Origin of the sequence: Cupriavidus sp. SW-Y-13 (assembly GCF_009793345.1) — a bacterium.
Classification (GTDB): Bacteria; Pseudomonadota; Gammaproteobacteria; order Burkholderiales; family Burkholderiaceae; genus Cupriavidus.
In genome coordinates, this window is record NZ_WHLX01000001.1 from 361,567 (window position 1) to 382,775 (window position 21,209).

At 64.1% G+C, this 21,209-nt stretch carries 21 protein-coding genes and 1 tRNA gene; 8 read left to right on the forward strand and 14 right to left on the reverse strand.

Going from position 1 to position 21,209, the window contains the following annotated elements:
* Nucleotides 1–103 precede the first annotated feature (103 nt).
* Complete coding sequence (ftsY, locus tag GA566_RS01695; RefSeq protein ID WP_160471355.1) at nt 104–1,384, reverse strand: signal recognition particle-docking protein FtsY; 1,281 nt, start codon at nt 1,382–1,384, stop codon at nt 104–106.
* A gap of 60 nt (nt 1,385–1,444) precedes the next feature.
* On the opposite strand from ftsY, the gene GA566_RS01700 reads away from it, so the two are divergent.
* From GA566_RS01700 to GA566_RS01720, 5 genes are all read left to right on the forward strand, one after another.
* Nucleotides 1,445–2,995 (forward strand): pitrilysin family protein, encoded by a 1,551-nt coding sequence (locus GA566_RS01700; protein WP_137924039.1) that lies wholly within the window; start codon nt 1,445–1,447, stop codon nt 2,993–2,995.
* Nucleotides 2,996–3,010: 15 nt separating this feature from the next.
* Complete coding sequence (locus GA566_RS01705) at nt 3,011–4,375, forward strand: pitrilysin family protein (protein ID WP_160473198.1); 1,365 nt, start codon at nt 3,011–3,013, stop codon at nt 4,373–4,375.
* Between the two features lie 62 nt (nt 4,376–4,437).
* On the forward strand, nt 4,438–5,079 hold the full coding sequence (gene rsmD, locus GA566_RS01710) for a 16S rRNA (guanine(966)-N(2))-methyltransferase RsmD (RefSeq protein ID WP_171020336.1): 642 nt from the start codon (nt 4,438–4,440) through the stop codon (nt 5,077–5,079).
* A 219-nt stretch (nt 5,080–5,298) separates the two neighbouring features.
* Nucleotides 5,299–5,784, forward strand: a complete 486-nt coding sequence (gene coaD / locus GA566_RS01715; RefSeq protein ID WP_130392185.1) for a pantetheine-phosphate adenylyltransferase — start codon at nt 5,299–5,301, stop codon at nt 5,782–5,784.
* A gap of 66 nt (nt 5,785–5,850) precedes the next feature.
* Complete coding sequence (locus GA566_RS01720) at nt 5,851–6,111, forward strand: YfhL family 4Fe-4S dicluster ferredoxin (protein ID WP_137924041.1); 261 nt, start codon at nt 5,851–5,853, stop codon at nt 6,109–6,111.
* Between the two features lie 120 nt (nt 6,112–6,231).
* On the opposite strand, the gene pth is transcribed toward GA566_RS01720, so the two are convergent.
* From pth to GA566_RS01755, 7 genes are all read right to left on the reverse strand, one after another.
* A complete protein-coding gene (pth, locus tag GA566_RS01725; protein WP_160471357.1) occupies nt 6,232–6,828 on the reverse strand; it encodes an aminoacyl-tRNA hydrolase in 597 nt (198 codons plus the stop codon).
* Nucleotides 6,829–6,930: 102 nt separating this feature from the next.
* Entirely contained in the window at nt 6,931–7,545 is a 615-nt protein-coding gene (locus tag GA566_RS01730; protein WP_137924043.1) for a 50S ribosomal protein L25/general stress protein Ctc, read from the reverse strand.
* 177 nt (nt 7,546–7,722) lie between these two features.
* A complete protein-coding gene (locus tag GA566_RS01735; protein ID WP_160471359.1) occupies nt 7,723–8,676 on the reverse strand; it encodes a ribose-phosphate pyrophosphokinase in 954 nt (317 codons plus the stop codon).
* A gap of 92 nt (nt 8,677–8,768) precedes the next feature.
* A tRNA-Gln gene (locus tag GA566_RS01740) sits at nt 8,769–8,845 on the reverse strand.
* A gap of 64 nt (nt 8,846–8,909) precedes the next feature.
* Nucleotides 8,910–9,791, reverse strand: a complete 882-nt coding sequence (gene ispE / locus GA566_RS01745) for a 4-(cytidine 5'-diphospho)-2-C-methyl-D-erythritol kinase (RefSeq protein ID WP_160471362.1) — start codon at nt 9,789–9,791, stop codon at nt 8,910–8,912.
* The gene (gene lolB, locus GA566_RS01750; protein ID WP_137924143.1) at nt 9,788–10,384 is read right to left on the reverse strand and encodes a lipoprotein insertase outer membrane protein LolB; all 597 of its coding nucleotides are present in this window, start codon (nt 10,382–10,384) and stop codon (nt 9,788–9,790) included. The genes ispE and lolB overlap by 4 nt, the downstream gene beginning before the upstream one ends.
* 104 nt (nt 10,385–10,488) lie before the next feature.
* A complete protein-coding gene (locus GA566_RS01755) occupies nt 10,489–12,390 on the reverse strand; it encodes a tetratricopeptide repeat protein (RefSeq protein ID WP_137924046.1) in 1,902 nt (633 codons plus the stop codon).
* 232 nt (nt 12,391–12,622) lie between these two features.
* Between GA566_RS01755 and mutM the strand changes: the two genes are divergently transcribed.
* Nucleotides 12,623–13,519 carry a bifunctional DNA-formamidopyrimidine glycosylase/DNA-(apurinic or apyrimidinic site) lyase gene (mutM, locus tag GA566_RS01760; protein ID WP_160471364.1) on the forward strand — a complete coding sequence of 299 codons (897 nt, stop codon included), beginning with the start codon at nt 12,623–12,625 and terminating at the stop codon, nt 13,517–13,519.
* Here mutM and GA566_RS32845 read toward each other — a convergent pair.
* A complete protein-coding gene (locus GA566_RS32845) occupies nt 13,495–13,830 on the reverse strand; it encodes a hypothetical protein (RefSeq protein ID WP_171020335.1) in 336 nt (111 codons plus the stop codon). The genes mutM and GA566_RS32845 overlap by 25 nt on opposite strands.
* Between GA566_RS32845 and GA566_RS01765 the strand changes: the two genes are divergently transcribed.
* Together GA566_RS01765 and mutY are read left to right on the forward strand one after the other, a co-directional pair.
* The gene (locus tag GA566_RS01765) at nt 13,801–15,744 is read left to right on the forward strand and encodes a dynamin family protein (protein WP_137924048.1); all 1,944 of its coding nucleotides are present in this window, start codon (nt 13,801–13,803) and stop codon (nt 15,742–15,744) included. The genes GA566_RS32845 and GA566_RS01765 overlap by 30 nt on opposite strands.
* A 95-nt stretch (nt 15,745–15,839) precedes the next feature.
* Complete coding sequence (gene mutY / locus GA566_RS01770) at nt 15,840–17,012, forward strand: A/G-specific adenine glycosylase (protein ID WP_160471366.1); 1,173 nt, start codon at nt 15,840–15,842, stop codon at nt 17,010–17,012.
* A gap of 15 nt (nt 17,013–17,027) precedes the next feature.
* Here mutY and GA566_RS01775 read toward each other — a convergent pair whose 3' ends face one another.
* From GA566_RS01775 to ptsN, 5 genes are all read right to left on the reverse strand, one after another.
* Nucleotides 17,028–17,681 carry an LON peptidase substrate-binding domain-containing protein gene (locus GA566_RS01775; RefSeq protein ID WP_137924050.1) on the reverse strand — a complete coding sequence of 218 codons (654 nt, stop codon included), beginning with the start codon at nt 17,679–17,681 and terminating at the stop codon, nt 17,028–17,030.
* An 82-nt stretch (nt 17,682–17,763) separates the two neighbouring features.
* Complete coding sequence (gene rapZ / locus GA566_RS01780) at nt 17,764–18,684, reverse strand: RNase adapter RapZ (RefSeq protein ID WP_160471368.1); 921 nt, start codon at nt 18,682–18,684, stop codon at nt 17,764–17,766.
* 165 nt (nt 18,685–18,849) lie between these two features.
* Entirely contained in the window at nt 18,850–19,185 is a 336-nt protein-coding gene (locus GA566_RS01785) for a PsiF family protein (RefSeq protein ID WP_137924052.1), read from the reverse strand.
* Nucleotides 19,186–19,366: 181 nt separating this feature from the next.
* Entirely contained in the window at nt 19,367–20,338 is a 972-nt protein-coding gene (gene hprK / locus GA566_RS01790) for an HPr(Ser) kinase/phosphatase (RefSeq protein WP_130392198.1), read from the reverse strand.
* A 59-nt stretch (nt 20,339–20,397) separates the two neighbouring features.
* Nucleotides 20,398–20,853: a PTS IIA-like nitrogen regulatory protein PtsN gene (ptsN, locus tag GA566_RS01795; protein ID WP_130392199.1), complete on the reverse strand. Its 456-nt coding sequence runs from the start codon at nt 20,851–20,853 to the stop codon at nt 20,398–20,400.
* Nucleotides 20,854–21,209: the final 356 nt, after the last annotated feature.

Sequence of the window (21,209 nt, forward strand, 5' to 3'; positions counted from 1 at the left end):
CCTCTCCCACTACATGGGAGAGGGGAACCAGCACCGCAAACGACAAAGCCCCGCAATCGCGGGGCTTTGTCTCGTCTGAAGCGGGAGCGAAGATACAACTGGCTTACCCCAGCAACGCCTCCGCAAATTCCTCCGCGCGGAACGGCTGCAGATCCTCGACCTTTTCGCCCACGCCGATGAAGTACACCGGCACGGGGCGCTGGCGGGCGATGGCTACCAGGATGCCGCCCTTGGCGGTGCCGTCGAGCTTGGTGACGATCAGGCCGGTCAGGCCCAGGGCGTCGTCGAAGGCGCGGGTCTGGGCGAGGGCGTTCTGCCCGGTGTTGGCATCGATCACGAGCAGGCATTCGTGCGGGGCCGTGGGCATTGCCTTGCCGACCACGCGCTTGACCTTCTTGAGTTCTTCCATCAGGTGGAGCTGCGTGGGCAGGCGGCCGGCGGTGTCGGCCATCACGATGTCGATCTTGCGGGCGCGGGCGGCGTTCACGGCGTCGAAGATCACGGCGGCGGGGTCGCCGCTTTCCTGCGCCACCACGGTGACGTTGTTGCGCTCGCCCCAGATCGTCAGTTGCTCGCGCGCAGCGGCGCGGAACGTGTCGCCGGCGGCCAGCAGCACGGACTGGTGGTACGACTGGAAGTGCTTGCAGAGCTTGCCGATGCTGGTGGTCTTGCCCGCGCCGTTGACGCCGGCAATCATCATCACCAGCGGCTGCTCGCGGCCCAGCTCCATGGTCTTCTCGAGCGGCTTGAGCACCTGGACGAGCAGGTCCTTGAGCGCCGACTTGACGCCCTCGGCGGTCTCGATGCGGTCATTCTTGATGCGGCGGCGCAGTTGGTCGAGCAGGTACTCGGTGGCTTCCACGCCGGCATCGGACATCAGCAGCGCGGTTTCCAGTTCCTCGAACAGCGCCTCGTCGACCTTCACGCCGACGAACAGCACGCCGATGTTGCGGCTCGTCTTCGACAGTCCGGCCTTCAGGCGCGTCATCCAGCCGCGCTTGGCCTCGGCCGTGGGCGCTGGTGGCGGCACCAGTTCCAGTTCTTCGACCACGGGGGGCTCGTAGGCGACCGGGGCAGGCGGGGGCGGCGGCACCTGCGCAGGCACCGGGACCGGAACGGGTACGGGAACCGGAGCCGGAGCCGGAGCCGGAGCCGGAGCCGGAGCCGGGACGGGCGACGGTACAGGTGCGGGAACCGGAACTGGAACCGGTACGGGAACGGGGATGGGCACTGGCGCCGGCACGGGGGCCGGTGCAGGAATTGGGGCGGGCGCGGGGACCGGCGTGGGGGCGGGGACAGGCGCAGGGGCGACAGGCGCCGCCACCGGCGGCTCGGCAGGCGTGGGAGCCGGCTCGGCCTTGCGCTTTTTCCAGAAACTAAACATTGGGAAAGGGGTCAATACCCCGGTAGAATCAATCGCCAAAATTCTAGCAGACGGGGTCGCATGAACCATTGCGCTGACTTGTCCGGACCGGGCGCCGCCCGAATCCAGTCGCTGCCTTCCCACGCCGCCCGGCCTTCCCGGCCCAGGTTTTCGCGGCCCATTCTATCCACGCTGATCGCTTTCGCCCTTGCCGGACCGCTGGCTGGCGGCGCATGGGCACAAGCCAAGGGGGAAACCGCCCGGGCCACCACGCCGCAGGGGCCGCCATCGGGCATGGCCACGGCTGGGCAGGTCGGTCAGTCGGAAGCGGGTACGACCGAGTTCCGGCTGTCTAACGGCATGCGGGTCATCGTCAAGGAAGACCATCGCGCGCCGACGGTTGCCCATCAGATCTACTACCGCACGGGCGGCTACGACGAGGTCAGCGGCACCACGGGCGTGGCCCACATGCTCGAACACATGATGTTCAAGGGCACGCCCAAGGTGCCGATCGGCGAATTCTCGCGGCAGATCGCGCTGCTGGGGGGCCGCGAGAACGCGCTGACCAACCGCGATTTCACGCTCTATTACCAGCAGATCGCCAAGCAGTACCTGCCGAAGATGATGGAGCTGGAGGCCGACCGCATGGCCAACGTCATCTTCAGCAAGAGCGAGTTCGAGCGCGAGATGAAGGTGGTGATGGAGGAGCGCCGGCTGCGTACTGACGACTCCCCGCGTGGCACTGTGTACGAGCAACTGCTGGCTACGGTCTATACGTCGATGCCATACCGGCATCCGGTGATCGGCTGGATGGACGACCTGGTCAACATGCGCGTCGAGGACGTGAAGGACTGGTACAAGACCTGGTACGTGCCGAACAACGCGCTGCTGGTGGTCACGGGCGACGTGAAGCCCGCCGAGGTGCGGGCGATGGCCGAACGCTACTACGGCAAGCTCAAGCCGCGCGAGCTACCCCTGCGCAAGACGCAGCTCGAGGCGCCGCAGAAGGGCATCAAGCGGATCTGGGTCAAGGCGCCAGCCGAGAACCCGTACATGGTCATGGCCTACAAGGTGCCGCGCCTGCATGACGTCGAAAAGGATGTCGATCCGTACGCGCTGGAAGTCCTGTCGGCCGTACTGAACGGCTACGACAACGCGCGGCTGACGCGCGAACTGGTGCGCGAGAAGCGTCTGGCCGATGACGTGAACGTCGGCTACGACAGCATCAACCGGGGCGAGTCGCTGTTCGTCCTGGACGGCACACCGGCCAGCGGCCATACCACCGACGAAATCGAAAAGGCGCTGCGCGAGGAAATCGAGCGGATCGCGAAGAATGGCGTGTCCGAGGAAGAACTCAAGCGCGTCAAGACGCAGGTGGTGGCCGGCCAGATCTACAAGCGCGACTCCGTGTTCGGGCAGGGCATGGAAATCGGCGTGTCCGAGATCGCCGGCATTTCCTGGCGCCAGATCGACCGCATGCTCGACAAGATCAAGGAAGTCACGCCGGCCCAGGTGCAGGCCGTTGCCGCGAAATACTTCAATGACGACAACCTGACGGTAGCCACGCTGCTGCCGCAGCCAATCGATCCCAACAAGCCCAAGACCGCTGCCCCCGAGGGCCTGCGTCACTGAGGAATTGCGATGACGATGTCTCTCTCCGTCATGACCCTGGCGTCTCCGCGTCTGGTGCGCCGGATGGCCGCGGCCGTATGCGGTACGGCCGCGCTGCTGGCTGGTACGGCTGCCCAGGCGGCCATTCCCATCGAGAACTGGACGGCTTCCACAGGCGCGAAGGTGTTCTTCGTGCCGAGTCCGTCGATCCCGATGCTCGACGTCAATATCGATTTCGATGCGGGCAGCCGCTATGATCCGCCCGGCAAGTCTGGTGTGGCCACGTTGACTGCCGCGCTGCTCGACAAGGGCAGCAATGCCCAGGACGGCCAGCCCGCCCGGAACGAGGCGCAGATCGCCGACGCCTTTGCCGATACCGGCGCCGATTTTGGTGGTGCGGCCGGCAGCGACCGTGGCGGCATCGGCCTGCGCACGCTGACTGCGACGCAGGAACGCGAGCAGTCACTTCGGCTGGCAGGGCAGTTGATCAAGGCGCCGACCTATCCCGATGCCGTGGTGGCACGCGAGAAGCAGCGGCTGATCACGGCGATCCGCGAAGGCGATAGCCGGCCGGGCGTGATTGCCGACAAGACGCTGTCGAAGGCCATCTATCCTGCGCATCCGTATGGGGTGTCGGCGACGGTGGAGTCGGTCGGCTCGATCACGCGCGAGGATCTGCTGAAGTTCTGGCGCGACAATTACACGGCCAAGCGGGCCGTCGTGACGCTGATCGGCGCCATCGACCGCAAGCAGGCCGAGCAGATTGCCGAGGCCCTGACGCGTGGCCTGCCGGAAGGCGCCACGCCGCCGAAGATGCCGGACGTGCAGATGACGATCCCGGCCAGCGAGAAGCGGATTCCGCACCCGGCCCAGCAAGCCAGCGTGGTGCTCGGCCAGCCGTCCATCGCGCGTGGCGACCCTGACTACTTCGCGCTGCTGGTCGGTAACTATGTGCTCGGCGGCGGCGGTTTCAGTTCGCGCCTGACTGACCAGGTGCGCGAGAAGCGCGGACTCACCTACGGCGTGGACAGTTATTTCGCGCCGTCGCGCCAGCCGGGCCCGTTCGGCATCTCGCTGCAGACCAAGAAGGAAAACACGAACGAGGCACTGGCGCTGGTGCGTCAGATCGTGGCGAAGTACGTGGCAGAGGGACCGACCGATGCCGAGTTGAAGGCGGCCAAGGACAACCTCGTCAATGGCTTCCCCCTGCGCATCGACAGCAACCGCAAGCTGCTGACGAACGTGGCGAATATCGGCTGGTATGGGTTGCCGCTCGACTATCTCGATACCTGGACGGCGCAGATCAACAAGGTCACGCGCGAACAGGTGCGTGCGGCGTTCCAGCGCCATGTGCATCCGGACGCAATGGCCACGGTGATCGTCGGCGGCCCGGAAAAGTGATGTAGGCGCCTGCTCAGCGCGGATCCACGGTGTTCGGCGCGGGCAGGCTCTACAATCACGGCATGAATTCGCCATCCCGACCTTCGCCCGCACCGCGCGGGCGAACTTCTGCCCCCCGGCCTCCCCGCCAGGCACCTGCCCAGGTGCGCATCATCGGTGGTCGCTGGAAACGCTCCCTGCTGCCGGTACTCGAAGCCGAAGGACTGCGCCCGACACCTGATCGCGTGCGCGAGACGCTCTTCAACTGGCTTGGCCAGGATCTCTCCGGTGTGACCTGCCTCGATCTGTTCGCGGGATCTGGCGCGCTGGGTTTCGAGGCGGCATCGCGCGGCGCCGCCGCCGTGACGCTGGTCGAATCCAACCCGCGCGTGGCGAAGCAACTGCGTGACAACCAGTACAAGCTCGATGCTTCGCAGGTCAGGATCGTGCAGAGCGATGCGTTCACCGCCGCGGCACAGATGCCCGCCGCCAGCTTCGACGTGGTGTTCCTGGACCCGCCTTTCGCAGAAGACTGGATCGGCCCCGCGCTGGAACATGCGGCGCGGCTGACGCGTCCCGGTGGAGTGGTCTATGTGGAGTCGGACCAGGCGCTGGTTGGTGCCGACGCACCGATCCCGGCGTCGCTGGAGATCGTGCGCCATGCCAGGGCGGGCGCCGTGCATTTCCACCTTCTTCAGCATCGCACCGCCAACGGCGCTGGCTAAGTCCGGGACGTATGATGACTGCCTGGCGGTTTCCCGCGCCGGGCAAGCGTTTGCGGGTGTGCTGCGATGCCGCAAAATCGCGTCGGGCGGACTTCCATTGCTGGATTTTGGGGTTACACTACGCCGCTGTTGATTGTCCAACGCTCGTCGCCTAGACAGTATTAGAAGCGGCCCATCGCCAATGGCAGGCCGCCAACGGGCACCCCCCAAGGAGGAAACATGGTCGTCGCCGTCTATCCCGGTACTTTTGATCCCATGACCCGGGGACACGAGGATCTCGTCCGTCGTGCGTCGAATATCTTCGACGAACTCGTGGTCGGCGTGGCGCACAGCCCCAACAAGCGCCCGTTCTTTTCGCTCGAAGAGCGCATCGGCATTGCACGCGAAGTGCTGGGCCATTATCCGAACGTCAGGGTCGAGGGCTTCTCGGGCCTGCTCAAGGATTTCGTGCGCAAGAACAACGCGCGCGTGATCGTGCGCGGCTTGCGCGCCGTCTCGGACTTCGAGTACGAATTCCAGATGGCCGGCATGAACCGCTATCTGTTGCCGGACGTCGAGACCATGTTCCTGACGCCTTCGGACCAGTACCAGTTCATCTCCGGCACCTTCGTGCGAGAGATTGCCGTGCTCGGTGGCGACGTCAGCAAATTCGTCTTCCCCTCCGTCGAGCGGTGGCTTAACGAGAAAATCGGCAAAGAGGAATAAAATACCGCCTTCGGTCCCGCCGACGTGGCCAGTCGGGCATGGGCGGGGTCGCTGGAAGGAATCATCATGGCGCTACTGATCACCGACGACTGCATCAATTGCGACGTTTGTGAACCGGAGTGCCCGAACGAAGCCATCTCGATGGGGCCCGAAATCTATGAGATCGACCCCAACAAGTGTACCGAGTGCGTCGGCCATTTCGATGAACCGCAGTGCCAGCAGGTCTGCCCTGTGGCTTGCATTCCGAAGGACCCGAACCGCATCGAGTCACAAGAGGTGCTGATGCAACGCTACCGGCTGCTGACCGCCGCCAAGCACGTCACCTGAAGCCGGAGACACATCCGGCCACTTCGTTCCGGCCCCCACCCCACAAAGCAGAAAATGAAAAACCCCGCACAGCCGCAAGGCTGGCGGGGTTTTTTACGTCCGGACCTCGGGAGCGAGGTGCTATCGGCCGGTATGCAGTTCCATCATCGCCTTTTCTGGCTCGCCCTTCGCGAGAATGCCGATAGGTCCAATGCAGCGGTCGATCGCTTCGTCGATATCTTGCTGCTCTTCCTTGCGCGGCGGCTTGAGCACAAAGTTGACCACATCCTCGCGACCGCCAGCGTTGCCACCCGGCGCATTGCGCGGGTGTCCCACGCCGATGCGCAGACGCCAGTAGTGCTGCGTGGTCAGATGGGCCGAAATGTCCTTCAGCCCGTTATGGCCGCCGGATCCACCACCCTTCTTGAGCTTGACCGAGCCGGCTGGCAGGTCCATCTCGTCATGGGCGACCAGGATCTCGTCGGGCAGGATCTTGTAGAAGCGAGCGAGTGCCACCACGGACTGGCCGGAGCGGTTCATGAACGTGGATGGCTTGAGCAGCCAGACGTCCTGGTCCCAGAGCCGGGCGCGGCCCGCCAGGCCGTGGAAACGGCCTTCCACGCGCAGGGTGGTGCTGCCCATGCGGGCGAGCTGGTCCACGAACCAGAAGCCCGCGTTGTGGCGGGTGGCTTCGTATTCCGCCCCGGGATTACCGAGGCCGACGATGAGCTTGATCATGCGTGCAAGAAAGCGGAAAGCAGGCGTGAAAGGATACGCGAAAACTGCGCACGAAAAAAAACCGCCGGCGAACCGGCGGTTTCCTTCGGAAACACAGGCAGCTTAGGCAGCCGGGGTGTCGCCTGCGGCAGCGTCGCCAGCTTCGGCGGACTGTGCACCAGCCGGCAGCGAGATGCTTGCCACGGCCGGGTTGTCATCACCGTGGGTGATGGCGGTCACGCCCTTCGGCAGCTTCAGGTCCGACAGGTGCAGCGTCTGGTTCAGTTCCACTGCGGCCAGGTCCACTTCGATGAACTCGGGCAGGTCGGCCGGCAGGCACGACACTTCCAGGTCATTGATGATGTGGTTCACGATGCCGTGGCCCAGCTTCACGCCAGGAGCGGTTTCCTGGTTCATGAAGTGCAGGGGCACCTTGACGTGGATCTTTTCCGAAGCCGACACGCGCTGGAAGTCAACGTGCAGGACCATCGGCTTGAACGGGTGCATCTGGAATGCGCGCAGCAGGGCCTTTTCGGTCTTGCCAGCCACTTCCAGGTCCAGGATCGACGAGTGGAACGCTTCCTTCTTCAGGGCGTGCCACAGGGCGTTGTGGTCCAGTTCGATCATCTTCGGTTCGGCGGCGCCGCCGTAGATGATGCCGGGCGTCTTGCCCGAATTGCGCAGGCGGCGGCTCGCACCCGTACCCTGTACGCTACGATCGAAAGCTACTACTTTCATGTTCAACTCCAGATGTGAAGAAGGCTGTCCGCGACCAGACAGCCTCGACTGACGGCACGATGAAAATACCGTACCGTTTGAATCACATTGGCCGCCTGAAGGCAGCCAATGCGGTAAAGCCCAAAATTCTAGCAGGAATCCGGCGACATCGCGCCGGACCGACGCTGGCTCGCCAGATCAGTGATCCGCGAACAGCGACATGATCGAGTCGCCCTTGACGATACGCGTGAAGGTCTCGGCCAGCAGCGGGGCAGTCGATACCTGGCGGATCTTGCCGGACTGGCGGGCTTCGTCGGACAGCGGAATCGTGTCGCATACCACCACTTCGTCGAGTTCCGACGCGGCGATGCGGGCAGCAGCGCCGCCGGACAGCACCGGGTGCGTGCAATACGCAAAAACCTTCAGTGCACCACGTTCCTTGAGCACCTGCGCGGCCTTGCACAGCGTGCCACCGGTATCGATCATGTCGTCCATGATCACGCAGTTGCGGCCAGCCACTTCACCGATGATGTTCATCACCTCGGAAACGTTGGCCTTGGGGCGGCGCTTGTCGATGATGGCCAGGTCGCAGTCGAGCTGCTTGGCCAGCGCGCGAGCGCGCACCACACCGCCGACGTCGGGCGAGACAACCAGCAGGTCGCCGTAGTCCTTCTCGCGCAGGTCGCCCAGCAGGACCGGCGAAGCGTAGATGTTGTCGACGGGAATATCGAAGAAGCCCTGGATCTGGTCGGCGTGCAGGTCCATCGTCAGAACCCGTTCCACACCCGCCACTTCCAGCATGTTGGCCACGATCTTGGCCGAGATGGCGACGCGTGCCGAACGCGGACGGCGGTCCTGGCGTGCGTAACCAAAATAGGGCATCGCTGCAGTGATGCTACGTGCCGACGCGCGCTTGAGCGCATCGACCATCACCATCAGTTCCATGAGATTGTCGTTGGTCGGCGCGCAGGTGGACTGCAGCACGATGACGTGCTTGCCGCGAACGTTTTCCTGGATTTCGCACTGGACTTCACCGTCGGAGAAACGGCCGACCAGCGCCTTGCCCAGAGGAATGCCGAGGTGCTGTACAACAGCCTCCGCGAGTTTGGGGTTGGCGTTGCCGGTAAATACCATCAAGCCTTCGACGCTCATTCGGGGCACCTGTCTTGCTGCTGGGGGAGCTTTGCGCTATCAGAAATTTCCGATAGCGAATGTTTGCTAGTCGCAAACACTATAGGAAGTAATGGCAGGGGAGGAAGGATTCGAACCCTCGTATGCCGGAATCAAAATCCGGTGCCTTAACCGACTTGGCGACTCCCCTACACAACCTTTATCGCCTGTCGCTGCACAAAACTTTAGTTCCGTACTGCGCCAAGCAAAAACCGCTAGACGAACCTTGCGAGCGGGTGCTGTGACAAACTTTTCACAACCCTGCCATCCCATTCGGACGGCAACCTTTCCATCACTCTCTGCGCTGCTTGCTCGTCTTCGAAACGGGCAAATACGCAGGCTCCGGAACCGGTCATCCTTGCATGCGGACTGTAGTGTCTCAGCCATTCAAGGGCTCGGGCAACTTCGCCGAACTTCGCTGTTGCTATCGCTTGCAAGTCGTTGCGACCGAAAGCGAATTTGTTTGTGCAAGCAGCGAAGTCCGCAACTATAGAGATCGGAGAATTCCTTGTCAAGCGTTCGTCCGAAAATATTGCTGCAGTGGGTACGTGCTGGCGCGGATGGATGACCACGAACCAACTCTCGGGCAGGTCGACCGGAGTCAGTTCCTCGCCCACGCCCTCGGCAAAGGCGTTCTGACCGAATACGAAGACGGGCACGTCCGCGCCCAGCCCCAGGCCAATGCGCATCAGTTCCTCGCGCGGTACGCGCGTGCCCCAGAGGTGGTCCAGCGCCAGCAGCGTGGTGGCCGCGTCGGACGAGCCGCCGCCAATGCCGCCGCCCATCGGCAGGATCTTGTCGATGGCGATATCGGCACCGAATTGCGTGCCAGTGGCCTGCTGGAGTGCGCGGGCTGCACGGACCACCAGGTCAGTGTCGGCTGGCACGCCGGGAATGTCCGTGGTACGAACAATCGCGCCATCGTCGCGGCGGTGAAAATGCAGGGTGTCCGACCAGTCGATCAACTGGAACACCGTCTGCAGCGTGTGATAGCCGTCTGGGCGGCGTCCCGTGACATGCAGGAACAGGTTGAGCTTGGCGGGCGCAGGGCAGTCGCGCAGGTCTGCCAGGGGCAGGGTAGTGGTGATGGTGCTCATTGCTTTGCCTCCGGGTCGATCACGAGCCGCACCGACAGCGGCGATTCGTTGCTGTCGCGCGCCATGTCGATACGGCGCGGCTGCGTGGCGGCGGCTTCCTGCCATGCCAGGTAGCGCACGGTCCAGCCGTTCTGCTTCAGGGTGTCAGGGCGGCCGCCGGCATCGCGCGTGATGTTCGATGTCGAGCCCGGGGCGGGCCGGCCGTGCAGCCAGTCACGCATGCCGGCCACGGGCAAGGAGAAGCCCAGTGCCTGTTCCATCAGGGTGTCCACTTCCGGGGCGTTGCGCGGCTTTTCATTGGGCAGGTCGAGCGTGGCGCCGGACGGCGTGCTCGTGACCACGGCCAGGGTCTGGCCGAGTGGCGAAATCAGGTCGAGCCGCACGTTGCGCCCCTGTTCTTCCCAGCGGAAGCTGCCCTGCACGCCTTCTTCGCGGCCATAGCGCGTGTAGTTGGCGGCAAATCGGCCCGTGTACTGCTGGGCACTGGCGGTCTCGCCGGTGTCGAAGCCTCGCGTAGGCGTGACGCTGGCGCATGCAGCCAGGAATAGCGGAGCAGCCAGGCCGAGCAGGGCCAGGCGTCGGGATCGGAAGATCTTCATGGAAGAAACGGTTGGCGATGAAAGGCGCAGCGCGTGGCAGCTTCAGAATGCAGCGCCCGGGCGCGGGGCCCGGGCGTTGGCATGATACGCAATGCGGATCAACGGGATAGCAGCATGTTCTGGTTGTACCGGCGCAGCGTCTCGATCAGCGTCTGGTTGTCAGGCTCCACCTTGGCCGCCTCGTTCCAGGTCTTGCGCGCTTCTTCGTGCTGGCCCAGGTGCCAGAGCACCTCGCCCAGATGCGCGCCGATCTCCGCCTCGGGTGCCTTGGCATACGCGGTGCGCAGCAGATCGGCCGCGGGTTGCAATTCGCCCTGTCGGTACTTGACCCAGCCGAGGCTGTCCATGATGTAGGGATCGTCGGGGCCGAGTTCGGTCGCACGTTCCAGCAGCTTGCGCGCCTCGGGCAGGCGCTCGTTGCGATCGGCCAGCGAGTAGCCCAGCGCGTTGTAGCCCTGCTTCTGTTCCGGCTGCAGCGCGATCACGCGGCGCAGGCGGGCTTCCATGTGGTCGTAGCGTTTCTCGCGCTCGTCGAGCATGGCCAGTTCATAAATCCAGTCGGCATTGTCCGGCTCGGCCTTGACGCGTTCGTCGAGCACCTTGCGCGCGCGGTCGTATGCCTTGCCGTCGAGCATGGCGGCCACTTCCGCCTGGCGGATGGCCGTGATGCGCTGGGCGCGCTGGGCCGGGTCCGGGATGTCCTCGGCATCGGCCAGCAGTTCGCCGAAAACGGCCTGGGAATCGTCGAACCGGCCCATGCGCGAGAGCAACTGGCCGCGCTTGGCCTGCGCTGCCGTGGCCAGGCGGCTGTCGTCGATGCGGTCCAGCCAGGTGATGGCGGTGGCGTAGTCCTTCTTTTCCTCTGCGATCTGGGCCAGGTACTGGTACGCGACGTCCGGGTTGGCCGCCGGCGACTTCTCGGCCATCTGCAGGTATTCCTTCAGATAGCGCTCGGCTTCGTCATAACTGCGCGCCTGCAGGCTGGTCAGGCCGAGTGCCAGCGGTACACGGGGATCGTTCGGCGCTACCTTGCGCAAGACCTCGAACTGGGTGCGCGCGGCCTCCATGTCGTTCTTCTGCAGATAGAGGCGCGCCAGCGTGATGTGACCGTTGACCGACGACGGAGACTTGGCCAGGAAGCGCTTCAGCACCTCGATGGACTTGTCGGTCGCGGCCTCCGCCTGCAGTTCTGCGGACATCAGTGCCGCGGCTTCGAGGTCTGGCTTGATGCGCAGCGCCTGGTCGAGTTCGGTCAGCGCGCCCGGGCTGTCGCCCGCGGCTTCACGCGCCCGTGCCAACGCCAGATGCGTCTCGGCGAGCTTGGTATCGCTGGCGGTGATGCGCTGGAGCACGCCCACGGCGCCGGCGGGATCGCTCGTGCGCGACATCTGCTGCTGCAGCAGCAGGATGGCTTCGCCGCGATGGTTGGCAGGTGCGAGTGCCAGTTGCTGGCTTAGCAGCGGCTCGGCTTCTTCCCAACGGGCACTGAGCACGAGCAGCGTGGACAGAACCTGCCGCGCTGCAGGTGACTTCGGCGCGAGTTCGGTCCAGAGCCGCGCGGCGTCAAGGGCCTGTTGAGAAGCCCGTGCATTAAAGGCAATTTCCGTGGCGCGCTGCGCCAGGCGCGGATCGCGCGTTTCACGTGCGAGATCCATGTACGTGCGGTACGACGGACCCACCAGCCCGCGCTGCAGCGAAATCTCGGCAGCCAGCACGCGATAGAGAATATCCGCTGTCAGCGGCACATTGGGCAGCGGCGTGCGGGCAGACCGTGCGGTGGCCGGCGCGGGGATGTCGATCGCCTCGTCGTCGTTCTGAGCCAGCGTGGCCGGTGCGGCATGAGCAAGCGATGCGAACGCCAGACACGCGGCTACGCCCAGGGCGCGAGCATGGCGACGGAAGCGGCCCGCGGGCGAACCCGTCGGACCGAGGGCGGCAGAAGCGTTCATCGTCGAGGATTCCGGGCGCATGGCCTGAGTGGACAAGATTTGGTCCGGCATGAAACAAAGCTCCGGCGCACGGGGGCGTAGGGATGGATGGAGGCATTGTAGCCTGCCGGTACAATGCGCTGCTGGCGGCCAATGGTCGCTGCGTATGGGAACCCGCACAAACGTGCAGTCATGCAGGAAACTCCCTGCGTGCTTGGAGCGCGAAACCGGGGCGGAGGTTCGACGGATCTGCGGATGTCCGCTCGAAAGCCGCTCGGGATGCCGGTTGGGAGACACGGGCGAGATGCCAGAATTGCCAGAAGTCGAGGTCACGCGGCAGGGGTTGCTACCCCATGTGGTGGGCCGTCGCATCACCGAGGTAACAGTGCGCCATCGCGGCTTGCGCTGGCCGGTGGAACCCGAACTCGAAAGCCGGCTGACCGGACGCGTGGTGCGCCGTATCGAACGCCGGGGCAAATACCTGCTGCTGGAGTGTGTGCCCGAAACGCCTGAACCGGTCGACACGACTGACACGGACGTCGCGGGTTGGCTGCTGGTGCATCTGGGCATGACCGGCACGCTGCGTGTCTATACCGATCCGCCGGCAGCCGGTGCGCATGACCACCTCGATCTGGTGCTGTCCGCGTCGCCCGGTGCCAGTCCAGGCGCCGAGGCCGATGTCGTCCTTCGCTTCCGAGATCCCCGACGATTCGGCGCCATCATCTGGACGCCGCTTGCCGAATCCGCCCTTTCCGAACATCCCTTGCTGCGCCGGCTGGGTATCGAACCGTTCGATCCGCGTTTCGATGGCGCCTGGATGTACCGGCTCACGCGTGGCCGTAGCGTGGCGATCAAACAGGCACTGCTTGCCGGCGAGATCGTGGTTGGGGTGGGCAACATCTATTGCTCGGAGAGCCTGTTCCGCGCGGGCATTCGTCCCACCACGCCGGCCGGCCGGATCAGTCTGGCGCGCTACGAAAAGCTTGCCGTGGCCGTCCGCGAAACCTTGACGGAAGCCATCGCGCGCGGCGGCAGTACGCTGCGCGATTTCGTGCATAGCGACGGCAGCACCGGCTACTTCCAGCTCGATTGTTTTGTCTACGACAGGGCAGGGGAGCCATGTCGAGTTTGCGGCACCCCGATCCGCCAGATCGTGCAGGGACAGCGGTCCTCGTTCTATTGTCCGACGTGCCAGCGTTGAGTGGCGTCTGAGGCCAGATAAGGCATCGTCGGCGTGCCGATGGGCCGGCGCAACACTTCGCGTAACAGGAAGGCTGGAAGAGACTCGAATTCAACAAATTTCGATAAGAACCCTGTATCGTGTGCGCAGACATAAAAAGTTACAAAAAGCGCCGTTATCCCCACCTCGTGGGGGATAGGCGCGGCGCCTGACATCGGGTCCGCAGGGTCAGCGGGCAGCCCGGTCCCAGGCGTGAACAGGTAGCGCCCAAAACCATAATCCAGCCGAACAGCGATCACTCCATGACGAGCCTCGCCCATCAATTCGAACAATACGGCGCCTGGAGAACCGGGGTCCTTCAGTCACTCGCGGAATTCCAGTCCTGGTTGCAGCAATACGATCTGCACGACGCCACCACGGAAGACCGTGCGCAGCGCATCCAGAGCGTGCTCAAGAGCGACCGGCTCAAGGTCGCGTTCATTGCCGAGTTTTCGCGCGGCAAGAGCGAACTGATCAACGCGATCTTCTTTGCCGACTACGGCCGCCGCATCTTGCCGTCTTCGGCCGGGCGCACGACGATGTGCCCGACCGAGTTGCGCTACGACGAGAACGAGCAGCCATGCATCCGCCTGCTGCCCATCGAGACGCGCCTGCAGGACGCTTCCACGGCCGACTTCATGGAGCCGGGCTCGGCGAATTCGCACTGGACCTCGGTGCCGCTCGATCCGTCGTCGCCGGAAGGCATGCTCGCCGCGTTCCAGCACGTGGTGGAAACCACGCGCGTGACGCCGGCCATGGCGGAATCGCTGGGCCTTTACAACGAGAACGATCCCGACGCCGCGTATGCGGTGGATGCCGATGGCATGGTCGAGGTCTCGCGCTGGCGCCACGCGGTGATCAATTTTCCGCATCCGCTGCTGCGCCAGGGTCTGGTCATCCTCGACACACCGGGTCTGAACGCGATCGGCACCGAGCCGGAACTGACGCTGCGGCTGATTCCCGATGCCCACGTCGTGGTGTTCGTGCTGGCCGCCGATGCCGGCGTGACCAAGAGCGACCTTGCCCTGTGGCGTTCGCATGTGGGGGCTGGCCATCGTCGCGGCTGCCTGGCCGTGCTCAACAAGATCGACGGGCTGTGGGACCCGCTGAAGTCGTCGCCGGAAATCGCTGGCGAAATCGCGCGACAGGTTCGGTCCACGGCGCAGACGCTGGGGATCGAGGAACGCCGCGTGTATCCGGTGTCCGCCCAGAAGGGGCTGGTGGCCAAGGTCACGAACGACCCGGCCATGCTCGTACGCAGCAACCTGATGCAGTTCGAAAGCGTGCTGAGCGACCAGCTCATTCCGCAACGCCGGGAGATTGTTTCGGACCAGGTGCACCGGCTGGTGCAAGATATGTCGCGCGGTGCGCAGCAACTGCTGCAAAGTCGCCGCCGCGATATCGTCGAGCAGTTGTTCGAACTGCGCGGGCTGCGTGGCAAGAACCACGCGATGGTCAAGCACATGCTGCTGCGCGTGCAGGGCGAGAAGGAAGAATTCGAGCAGAGCATCGCCAAGTTCCAGGCGCTGCGTCTGGTGTTCGGCCGCCATAGCGCGGACATCATCAAGAGCCTGCAACTGCGCGACGTGCGCCGCACGATGCGCGACAAGCGCGAACAGATGAAGGAGCGCTTCTTCTCGCGCGGCCTGCGCGAAGACATGGAAGGGCTGTTCGGCCAGTTGATCGGCCTGATCGAAGATGCCGACCAGAAGATTGCGGGGCTGCATCAACTCGTGGAGAGCATGTACCGGCGCTTCAACGCCGAGCATGGCTTCACGCTGCCTTCGCCGATGCAATTCGTGACCTCGCGCTACACCAACGAGCTGCAGGAAACGCTGGCGCTGGTCAATGCGCACTTCGGCACGGTCAGCATGCTCACGCGTTCGCGGCCGCAACTGGTGCAGAACGCGTTCGCGACGATGGCCAGCCGCGTGCTGGAGAATTTCCGCGATCTGAACCGCGATATCGAGATCTGGCTCAAGTCCGTAATGACGCCGCTCGAAGCGCAGGTGCGCGAGCACCAGAAGCAACTGCGCCGCCGCGTGGATTCGATCGAACGGATTCACGAAGCCACCGACACGCTCGAAAGCCGCATCGCGGAACTCGAGGAAGTGCTCAATGGCCTGGACGAGCGCAGCGGGAAGATCGAATTGTATGCGCGCAAGATGATCACACCGCAGCTTGAAGCAGAAGTGAAAGCGGCGTAGGGCTTGCAGTCGAATCGACAGGGGGCGCGCTGCCCCCGATGTATCATGTGGCGCCGCCTCGGAGCGGCGCTTTTTTCATTCCAAGATACCCCGCAATGCCCCGCAAGTCCGCCGCTGCTCGCGCCTCCGTCCCCGCTCCTGAAGCCGTTGTCCGGGACATCACCGTTCCGCCGGATTTCGGCATGCGTGTGGTGAACTGGCAGCGCCAGCATGGGCGACACGACCTGCCGTGGCAGAACACCCGCGACCCCTATCGCATCTGGCTGTCCGAGATCATGCTGCAGCAGACGCAGGTGGCGGCCGTGATCGAGTATTTCCAGCGCTTCCTCGCCGCACTGCCTACCGTGGCCGATCTGGCTTCGGCACCGGCGGATCAGGTGATGGCGTTATGGGCTGGCCTGGGCTACTACTCGCGCGCGCGCAACCTGCATCGTTGCGCGAAGGCTGTGGTCGACGAGCATGGTGGTGTCTTCCCGACCGATCCGGCCGTGCTCGTCACGTTGCCGGGCATCGGACGCTCCACTGCGGCGGCAATTGCTGCGTTCAGCGCGGGTGTTCGTTCGCCGATTCTCGACGGCAATGTGAAGCGCGTCTTTGCGCGCGTGTTCGGTATCCACGGCTATCCGGGCGAGCGCGCCATCGAGACGCGCATGTGGGCGCTGGCAGAACAGGCCTTGCCGCCGGCTGGTCCGCAGCAGGCCGAGGACATGGTGGCCTACACGCAAGGCGTGATGGATCTCGGTGCCACACTGTGCTCGCGCGGTAAGCCCGCCTGCGTGACCGATGCCTCGGCATGCCCGTTGGCTGCGGACTGCGTGGCGCGCCGCGATAACCTGACGGCCGTGCTGCCTACGCCCAAACCGCGTGCGGCGATTCCAGAGCGCAGCACTGTCATGCTGATCGTGCGAAATGGGCGCGACGTGCTGGTGACACTGCGCCCCGACAGTGGCATCTGGGGCGGCCTGTGGAGCCTGCCGGAGATGGCCGTGGAGTCCGTGCCTTTCGATGCCGAAGCCGCCGAAGACGCCGCACTCGACATGGCGCGCCAGTATGGAAAACCGGAGCGTGCCTGGCTCGGAGGCGAGCTCACGCACGTCTTCACGCACTTTCGATTGCTGATTCGCGCGATTCGCATCGATATGGAAGGAACGGACTGGAAGGGCGATGCCAGTAGCCGCTGGCTGTCGCTCGACGATCTGGACGCGCTGGGCACGCCGGCGCCAGTGCGAAAGCTGCTCGACGATCAGGCGCGTATCGGACTGTTCTGAGCACTGCCCTCGGAGTCAGACGATGTGATGCTGCCGCATATAGCGATGCACGATCTCGATGCGTATGCCCGCGTCGGGCAGCGCCATCAGCATCTGCTTGGCCTTGAGGGGCACCGGCAGCAGTTCGCATAGACGGTTCGCGACCCAGCTCGGGTCATCCCACAGATACGGTTCGGAGAAAGGCAGCTTCGACTTATCGGGCTGCTCGGTGTGCAGCGAGGACACGATTCTGCGTAGTGCCGACAGGCATTCGCCCAGCAGTTCGAGCTTGCAGTCGATGACATCGGCGGGGAGCACTTCGGCCTCGGCCACTACCAGTCCGTCGTCACGCGTGGTGTGGGACAGCACACGGAAGCGTTGCCGCCCGCGTGTCTCGATGAGCAGCACACCAAGTTGCTCCACGTTGCAGTCGACGATCTCGGCCAGGCAGCCGATCTCTTCGGGCGTGGTGGCGTGGCCGGGACGCGCAACCTCTTCGCCGCTGGCAATCAGGCAGACGCCGAACGGTGTGCCGTCCCGCATGCAGTTGCGCACCATGTCCACGTAGCGCTTTTCGAAGACGCGCAGCGGCAGGCGGCCATCGGGGAACAGGACCGTGTTGAGGGGAAACAGTGGCAACGCATCCAGGATGGGAAGTGGGGATGCGGTGTCGGTAGAGGATGTCGACATGCGAAGGGCCGCTCCAATGACGCGACAGAAACGCGACGGTGACGTGACGACGCCCGGCGCGCCGTCCGCTCAAGACCGCATCTCAGCCGCCAGAGGCCATTTCGCGGTGTCTGACCAGCACATTACCATGCGCCCGGAAATAGTTGGCGAGTCTTTCCGCGATGAACACCGAGCGGTGCTGCCCGCCCGTACAGCCGATGGCGACGGTCAGGTAGCTACGGTTATCGGCAATGAAACTCGGTAGCCACTTCTCCACATAGGCGCGGATGTCCTCGGCCATCGCCAGCACCATCGGCTGGCTCTGCAGGAAATCCACGACCGGTGCATCGCGGCCCGTCAGCGGGCGCAGCGCCAGGTCGTAGTAGGGATTGGGCAGCGAGCGGACATCGAACACCATGTCGGCATCGCTGGGCACGCCATGCTTGAAGCCGAACGATTCGAACAGCAGCGTGAGCGGTTCGCTCTCGGTGCCACCGTTGCTGCTGATCAGTTCCTTGATCCAACTGCGCAGCGTATTGGTGCGGACGTTGCTGGTATCGATGCGATGGGCCGATTCGGATAGCGGACTCAACAGCTCCCGCTCCATCTCGATGGCTTCGATCAGCGAAGTATCGCTGGTTGCGGCTTCCGCCTCCGCCTCTGCCTTGTCCGGCCCTGTTCCGCCATTTGCGCTGCCGACACGCGTCGAGAGCGGATGGCGGCGTCGTGTTTCGGAATAGCGCTGCACCAGCGCATCGGTGTTGGCAGTCAGGAACAGCACCTGCACCTGATGCTGGGCCGACAGTTCACGCACGGTATCGGGCAGGCGTGCCAGCGATTCGCGGCTGCGAATGTCGGTGGCCACGCCCAGGTGCGAGTAGCCCTGGTCGGCCAGATAGGTGGCGAGTTCGGGGATGAACTGGGCTGGCAGGTTGTCGACGCAGTAGTAGCCCGCGTCTTCCAGAACGTTCAGGGCAACCGACTTACCCGAGCCGGAGATCCCGGTGATAAGAATGATCCGCATAGCGACGCAAGGATAGCACCGCATGATGGCCGCGTCATGACAGCGCTTCTCGATTGGAGGTTGCGGCGGGCATTTAACGACAGAACGCGCCAGATGCTAAGAAAAATGGCGAACCGCATCCGATTCGCCATTTATCGCCTGGAACCGCCACAGGGCGGATCAGGATCAGGCCGGTTTGGCCGACAGGCACTCGCTCTGCGCCTTCTTGTATTCGTCGCCCTTCTTGCCCTTGTTGGCCTTGGCGCAGGCAGCCATTTTTTCCTGCTGGGTTTTCGGCTCGGCTGCGGCGGCCGGGCCAGAGCCGGACAGGCATTCGCTCTGGGCCTTCTTGTACTCGTCGCCCTTCTTGCCCTTGTTAGCCTTGGCGCAGGCTGCCATCTTTTCCTGTTGTGCCGTCTTGCCCGATTTCTCGGCCGCAGCCGGAGCCGATGCGCCTTGGGCAAACGCTGCCGTGGCGAACAGCGGGGTCACCAGCACACACATCGCGATCAGTTTCTTCATGCTTCTCTCCTGGCTGTGGAAAAACACTTTCATGGGCAATCCGAACGGGATGGCGGCCATTACAGCACAAAACGGCGCGTGTGCGGCTGCCGTTGACGCAGCGGCAGGCCAGCTTGTAAGGAAATGAAAACGCCCGCTGAATGAAGCGGGCGTTTGCGGGAAAGCGATGTTCGGAAAATGCCTAGAGCAACCGGCCCTGTCCGCGTGACACCACATCGGCTTGCATGGCCGCGCGCTGCCGGTCCATGAAGTCGCGCAGCGTGTCGATGCCGCGCAGGCGCAGTATCGTGTTGCGCACGGCGGCTTCCACCAGCACGGCGAGATTTCGACCGGCTGCCACCTGGATCTTCACCATGTGGATGGGCAGGCCGAGCACGTCGAGGTATTGCGAATCCAGCGGCAGGCGCTCGAACTCGCCATCGTTGCGGCGGACGAGTTGAACCACGAGCTTGATCTTCATTTTCCGGCGTACGGCCGTTTCACCGAAGATCGTCTTGATATCGAGCAGGCCAAGGCCGCGCACTTCGAGCAGGTTCTGCAGCAGCGGCGGGCAGCGGCCCTCGATGAAGTCTGGACCCAGCCGCACGAAATCCACGGCATCGTCGGCCACGAGGCCATGGCCGCGCGAAATCAGTTCGAGGCCCAGTTCGCTCTTGCCCAGGCCCGATTCGCCCATGATCAGCACGCCCATGCCGAGGATGTCGAGGAACACGCCGTGCATCGTCACGCGCGGTGCCGAGATACGCGACAGGTACAGGCGCAGGTGATCGATCACGGCCGCCGACGATACCGGCGTGGTGAACAGCGGCGTGGACGAACGCGTGCAGCGCAGTTCGAGGTCGGGCGGCGGCTCCATGCCGTCGGCGATGACCAGGAAGGGCGGCTCGAGCAGGATCAGCTCGCCCATCTGACGCTTGCGCGGCTCGTCGTCGAGACGCTGGTAATAAAGGATTTCGGGTTTGCCGAGCACCTGGATCCGGTTCGGGTGGATCAGGTTCAAGTGGCCCACGAGGTCCGCCGCGGAGGTGGCTTCACGCGCGAACTCGACATCGAAGGCGCGGTCCGCACCTTCAAGGCCGGCGACCCACGACAGTTTGATGTCTGCTGCGTTGTCGTCGAAGATCGACTGCGAGGTGACGCCGGTGAGTTCCATGCGGGATGACTTTCAGGAGGGGGCGGTAGGACAGTGGGCTGCGGCGGGCGATTCCGGCGTTAGGGATGCCAGTCCGATAGCAACTGGTGGACGGCTTCCGGCGTGGGCAGCGTCGCCAGCCCTTCGCGCATTTCGCGGTCCGACAGCAACTGGGCAATTTCGGAAAGAATTTCCAGATGCTGCTGCGTGGCCTGCTCGGGCACCAGCAGGAAGATCAACAGCGAGACCGGCTTGCCATCGGGCGATTCGAACGGGATGGGTTCCGCCAGGCGCATGAAGCCCGCCAGCGGCTGCTTCAGGCCCTTGATGCGGCCGTGCGGAATGGCAACTCCAGCGCCAAGCCCGGTGGAACCCAGGGACTCGCGCGCAAAGAGGTTGTCGGTAACAGTGGCCCGCGCCACGCCATGGTTGTTCTCGAACAGGAGCCCGGCTTGCTCGAAGACCCGCTTCTTGCTGGTGACGGTGACGTCGAGATGGATGTTGCCAGGTGGCAGCAGTTTGGCCAAACGATTCATGGGCGATGCACGAGAAGTCCGAGTGACAAGCCGGCGCGCATGGACCGGCCCGCCGAGTTGGGGGCAATCAGGATATTGAGGTGCCAGTCGCCCGCATTGGAGCGTCCGGCCATTATAGAGCAGGGCTGCCACGCACTTGTGCGCTGCAGCGTCGCGCCTGCGGACTTCCGCCGCGAGGTCGTCGACCGGTTTGCCCACCCGAAATACTGCCCGACCCGTGCGCCTTCAGGGCGCACCGCCGGTTCCGCATGACGGGACCGTTCTGCCTGTGATTTGTGGTGCAGCATACACCGACATGCGAGAGATGCGAACACCTTCGGTGTATCAATTCGTCGCTTAGTGGTGTCGAGGTAACG

Excerpts from the sequence above, each read along its gene's own strand:
- ftsY (WP_160471355.1), bottom strand. The coding sequence starts at position 1,384 with ATGTTTAGTTTCTGGAAAAAGCGCAAGGCCGAGCCGGCTCCCACGCCT.
- GA566_RS01700 (WP_137924039.1), top strand. The coding sequence starts at position 1,445 with ATGAACCATTGCGCTGACTTGTCCGGACCGGGCGCCGCCCGAATCCAG.
- GA566_RS01705 (WP_160473198.1), top strand. The coding sequence starts at position 3,011 with ATGTCTCTCTCCGTCATGACCCTGGCGTCTCCGCGTCTGGTGCGCCGG.
- rsmD (WP_171020336.1), top strand. The coding sequence starts at position 4,438 with ATGAATTCGCCATCCCGACCTTCGCCCGCACCGCGCGGGCGAACTTCT.
- coaD (WP_130392185.1), top strand. The coding sequence starts at position 5,299 with ATGGTCGTCGCCGTCTATCCCGGTACTTTTGATCCCATGACCCGGGGA.
- GA566_RS01720 (WP_137924041.1), top strand. The coding sequence starts at position 5,851 with ATGGCGCTACTGATCACCGACGACTGCATCAATTGCGACGTTTGTGAA.
- pth (WP_160471357.1), bottom strand. The coding sequence starts at position 6,828 with ATGATCAAGCTCATCGTCGGCCTCGGTAATCCCGGGGCGGAATACGAA.
- GA566_RS01730 (WP_137924043.1), bottom strand. The coding sequence starts at position 7,545 with ATGAAAGTAGTAGCTTTCGATCGTAGCGTACAGGGTACGGGTGCGAGC.
- GA566_RS01735 (WP_160471359.1), bottom strand. The coding sequence starts at position 8,676 with ATGAGCGTCGAAGGCTTGATGGTATTTACCGGCAACGCCAACCCCAAA.
- ispE (WP_160471362.1), bottom strand. The coding sequence starts at position 9,791 with ATGAGCACCATCACCACTACCCTGCCCCTGGCAGACCTGCGCGACTGC.
- GA566_RS01755 (WP_137924046.1), bottom strand. The coding sequence starts at position 12,390 with ATGCCGGACCAAATCTTGTCCACTCAGGCCATGCGCCCGGAATCCTCG.
- mutM (WP_160471364.1), top strand. The coding sequence starts at position 12,623 with ATGCCAGAATTGCCAGAAGTCGAGGTCACGCGGCAGGGGTTGCTACCC.
- GA566_RS01765 (WP_137924048.1), top strand. The coding sequence starts at position 13,801 with ATGACGAGCCTCGCCCATCAATTCGAACAATACGGCGCCTGGAGAACC.
- mutY (WP_160471366.1), top strand. The coding sequence starts at position 15,840 with ATGCCCCGCAAGTCCGCCGCTGCTCGCGCCTCCGTCCCCGCTCCTGAA.
- GA566_RS01775 (WP_137924050.1), bottom strand. The coding sequence starts at position 17,681 with ATGTCGACATCCTCTACCGACACCGCATCCCCACTTCCCATCCTGGAT.
- rapZ (WP_160471368.1), bottom strand. The coding sequence starts at position 18,684 with ATGCGGATCATTCTTATCACCGGGATCTCCGGCTCGGGTAAGTCGGTT.
- GA566_RS01785 (WP_137924052.1), bottom strand. The coding sequence starts at position 19,185 with ATGAAGAAACTGATCGCGATGTGTGTGCTGGTGACCCCGCTGTTCGCC.
- hprK (WP_130392198.1), bottom strand. The coding sequence starts at position 20,338 with ATGGAACTCACCGGCGTCACCTCGCAGTCGATCTTCGACGACAACGCA.
- ptsN (WP_130392199.1), bottom strand. The coding sequence starts at position 20,853 with ATGAATCGTTTGGCCAAACTGCTGCCACCTGGCAACATCCATCTCGAC.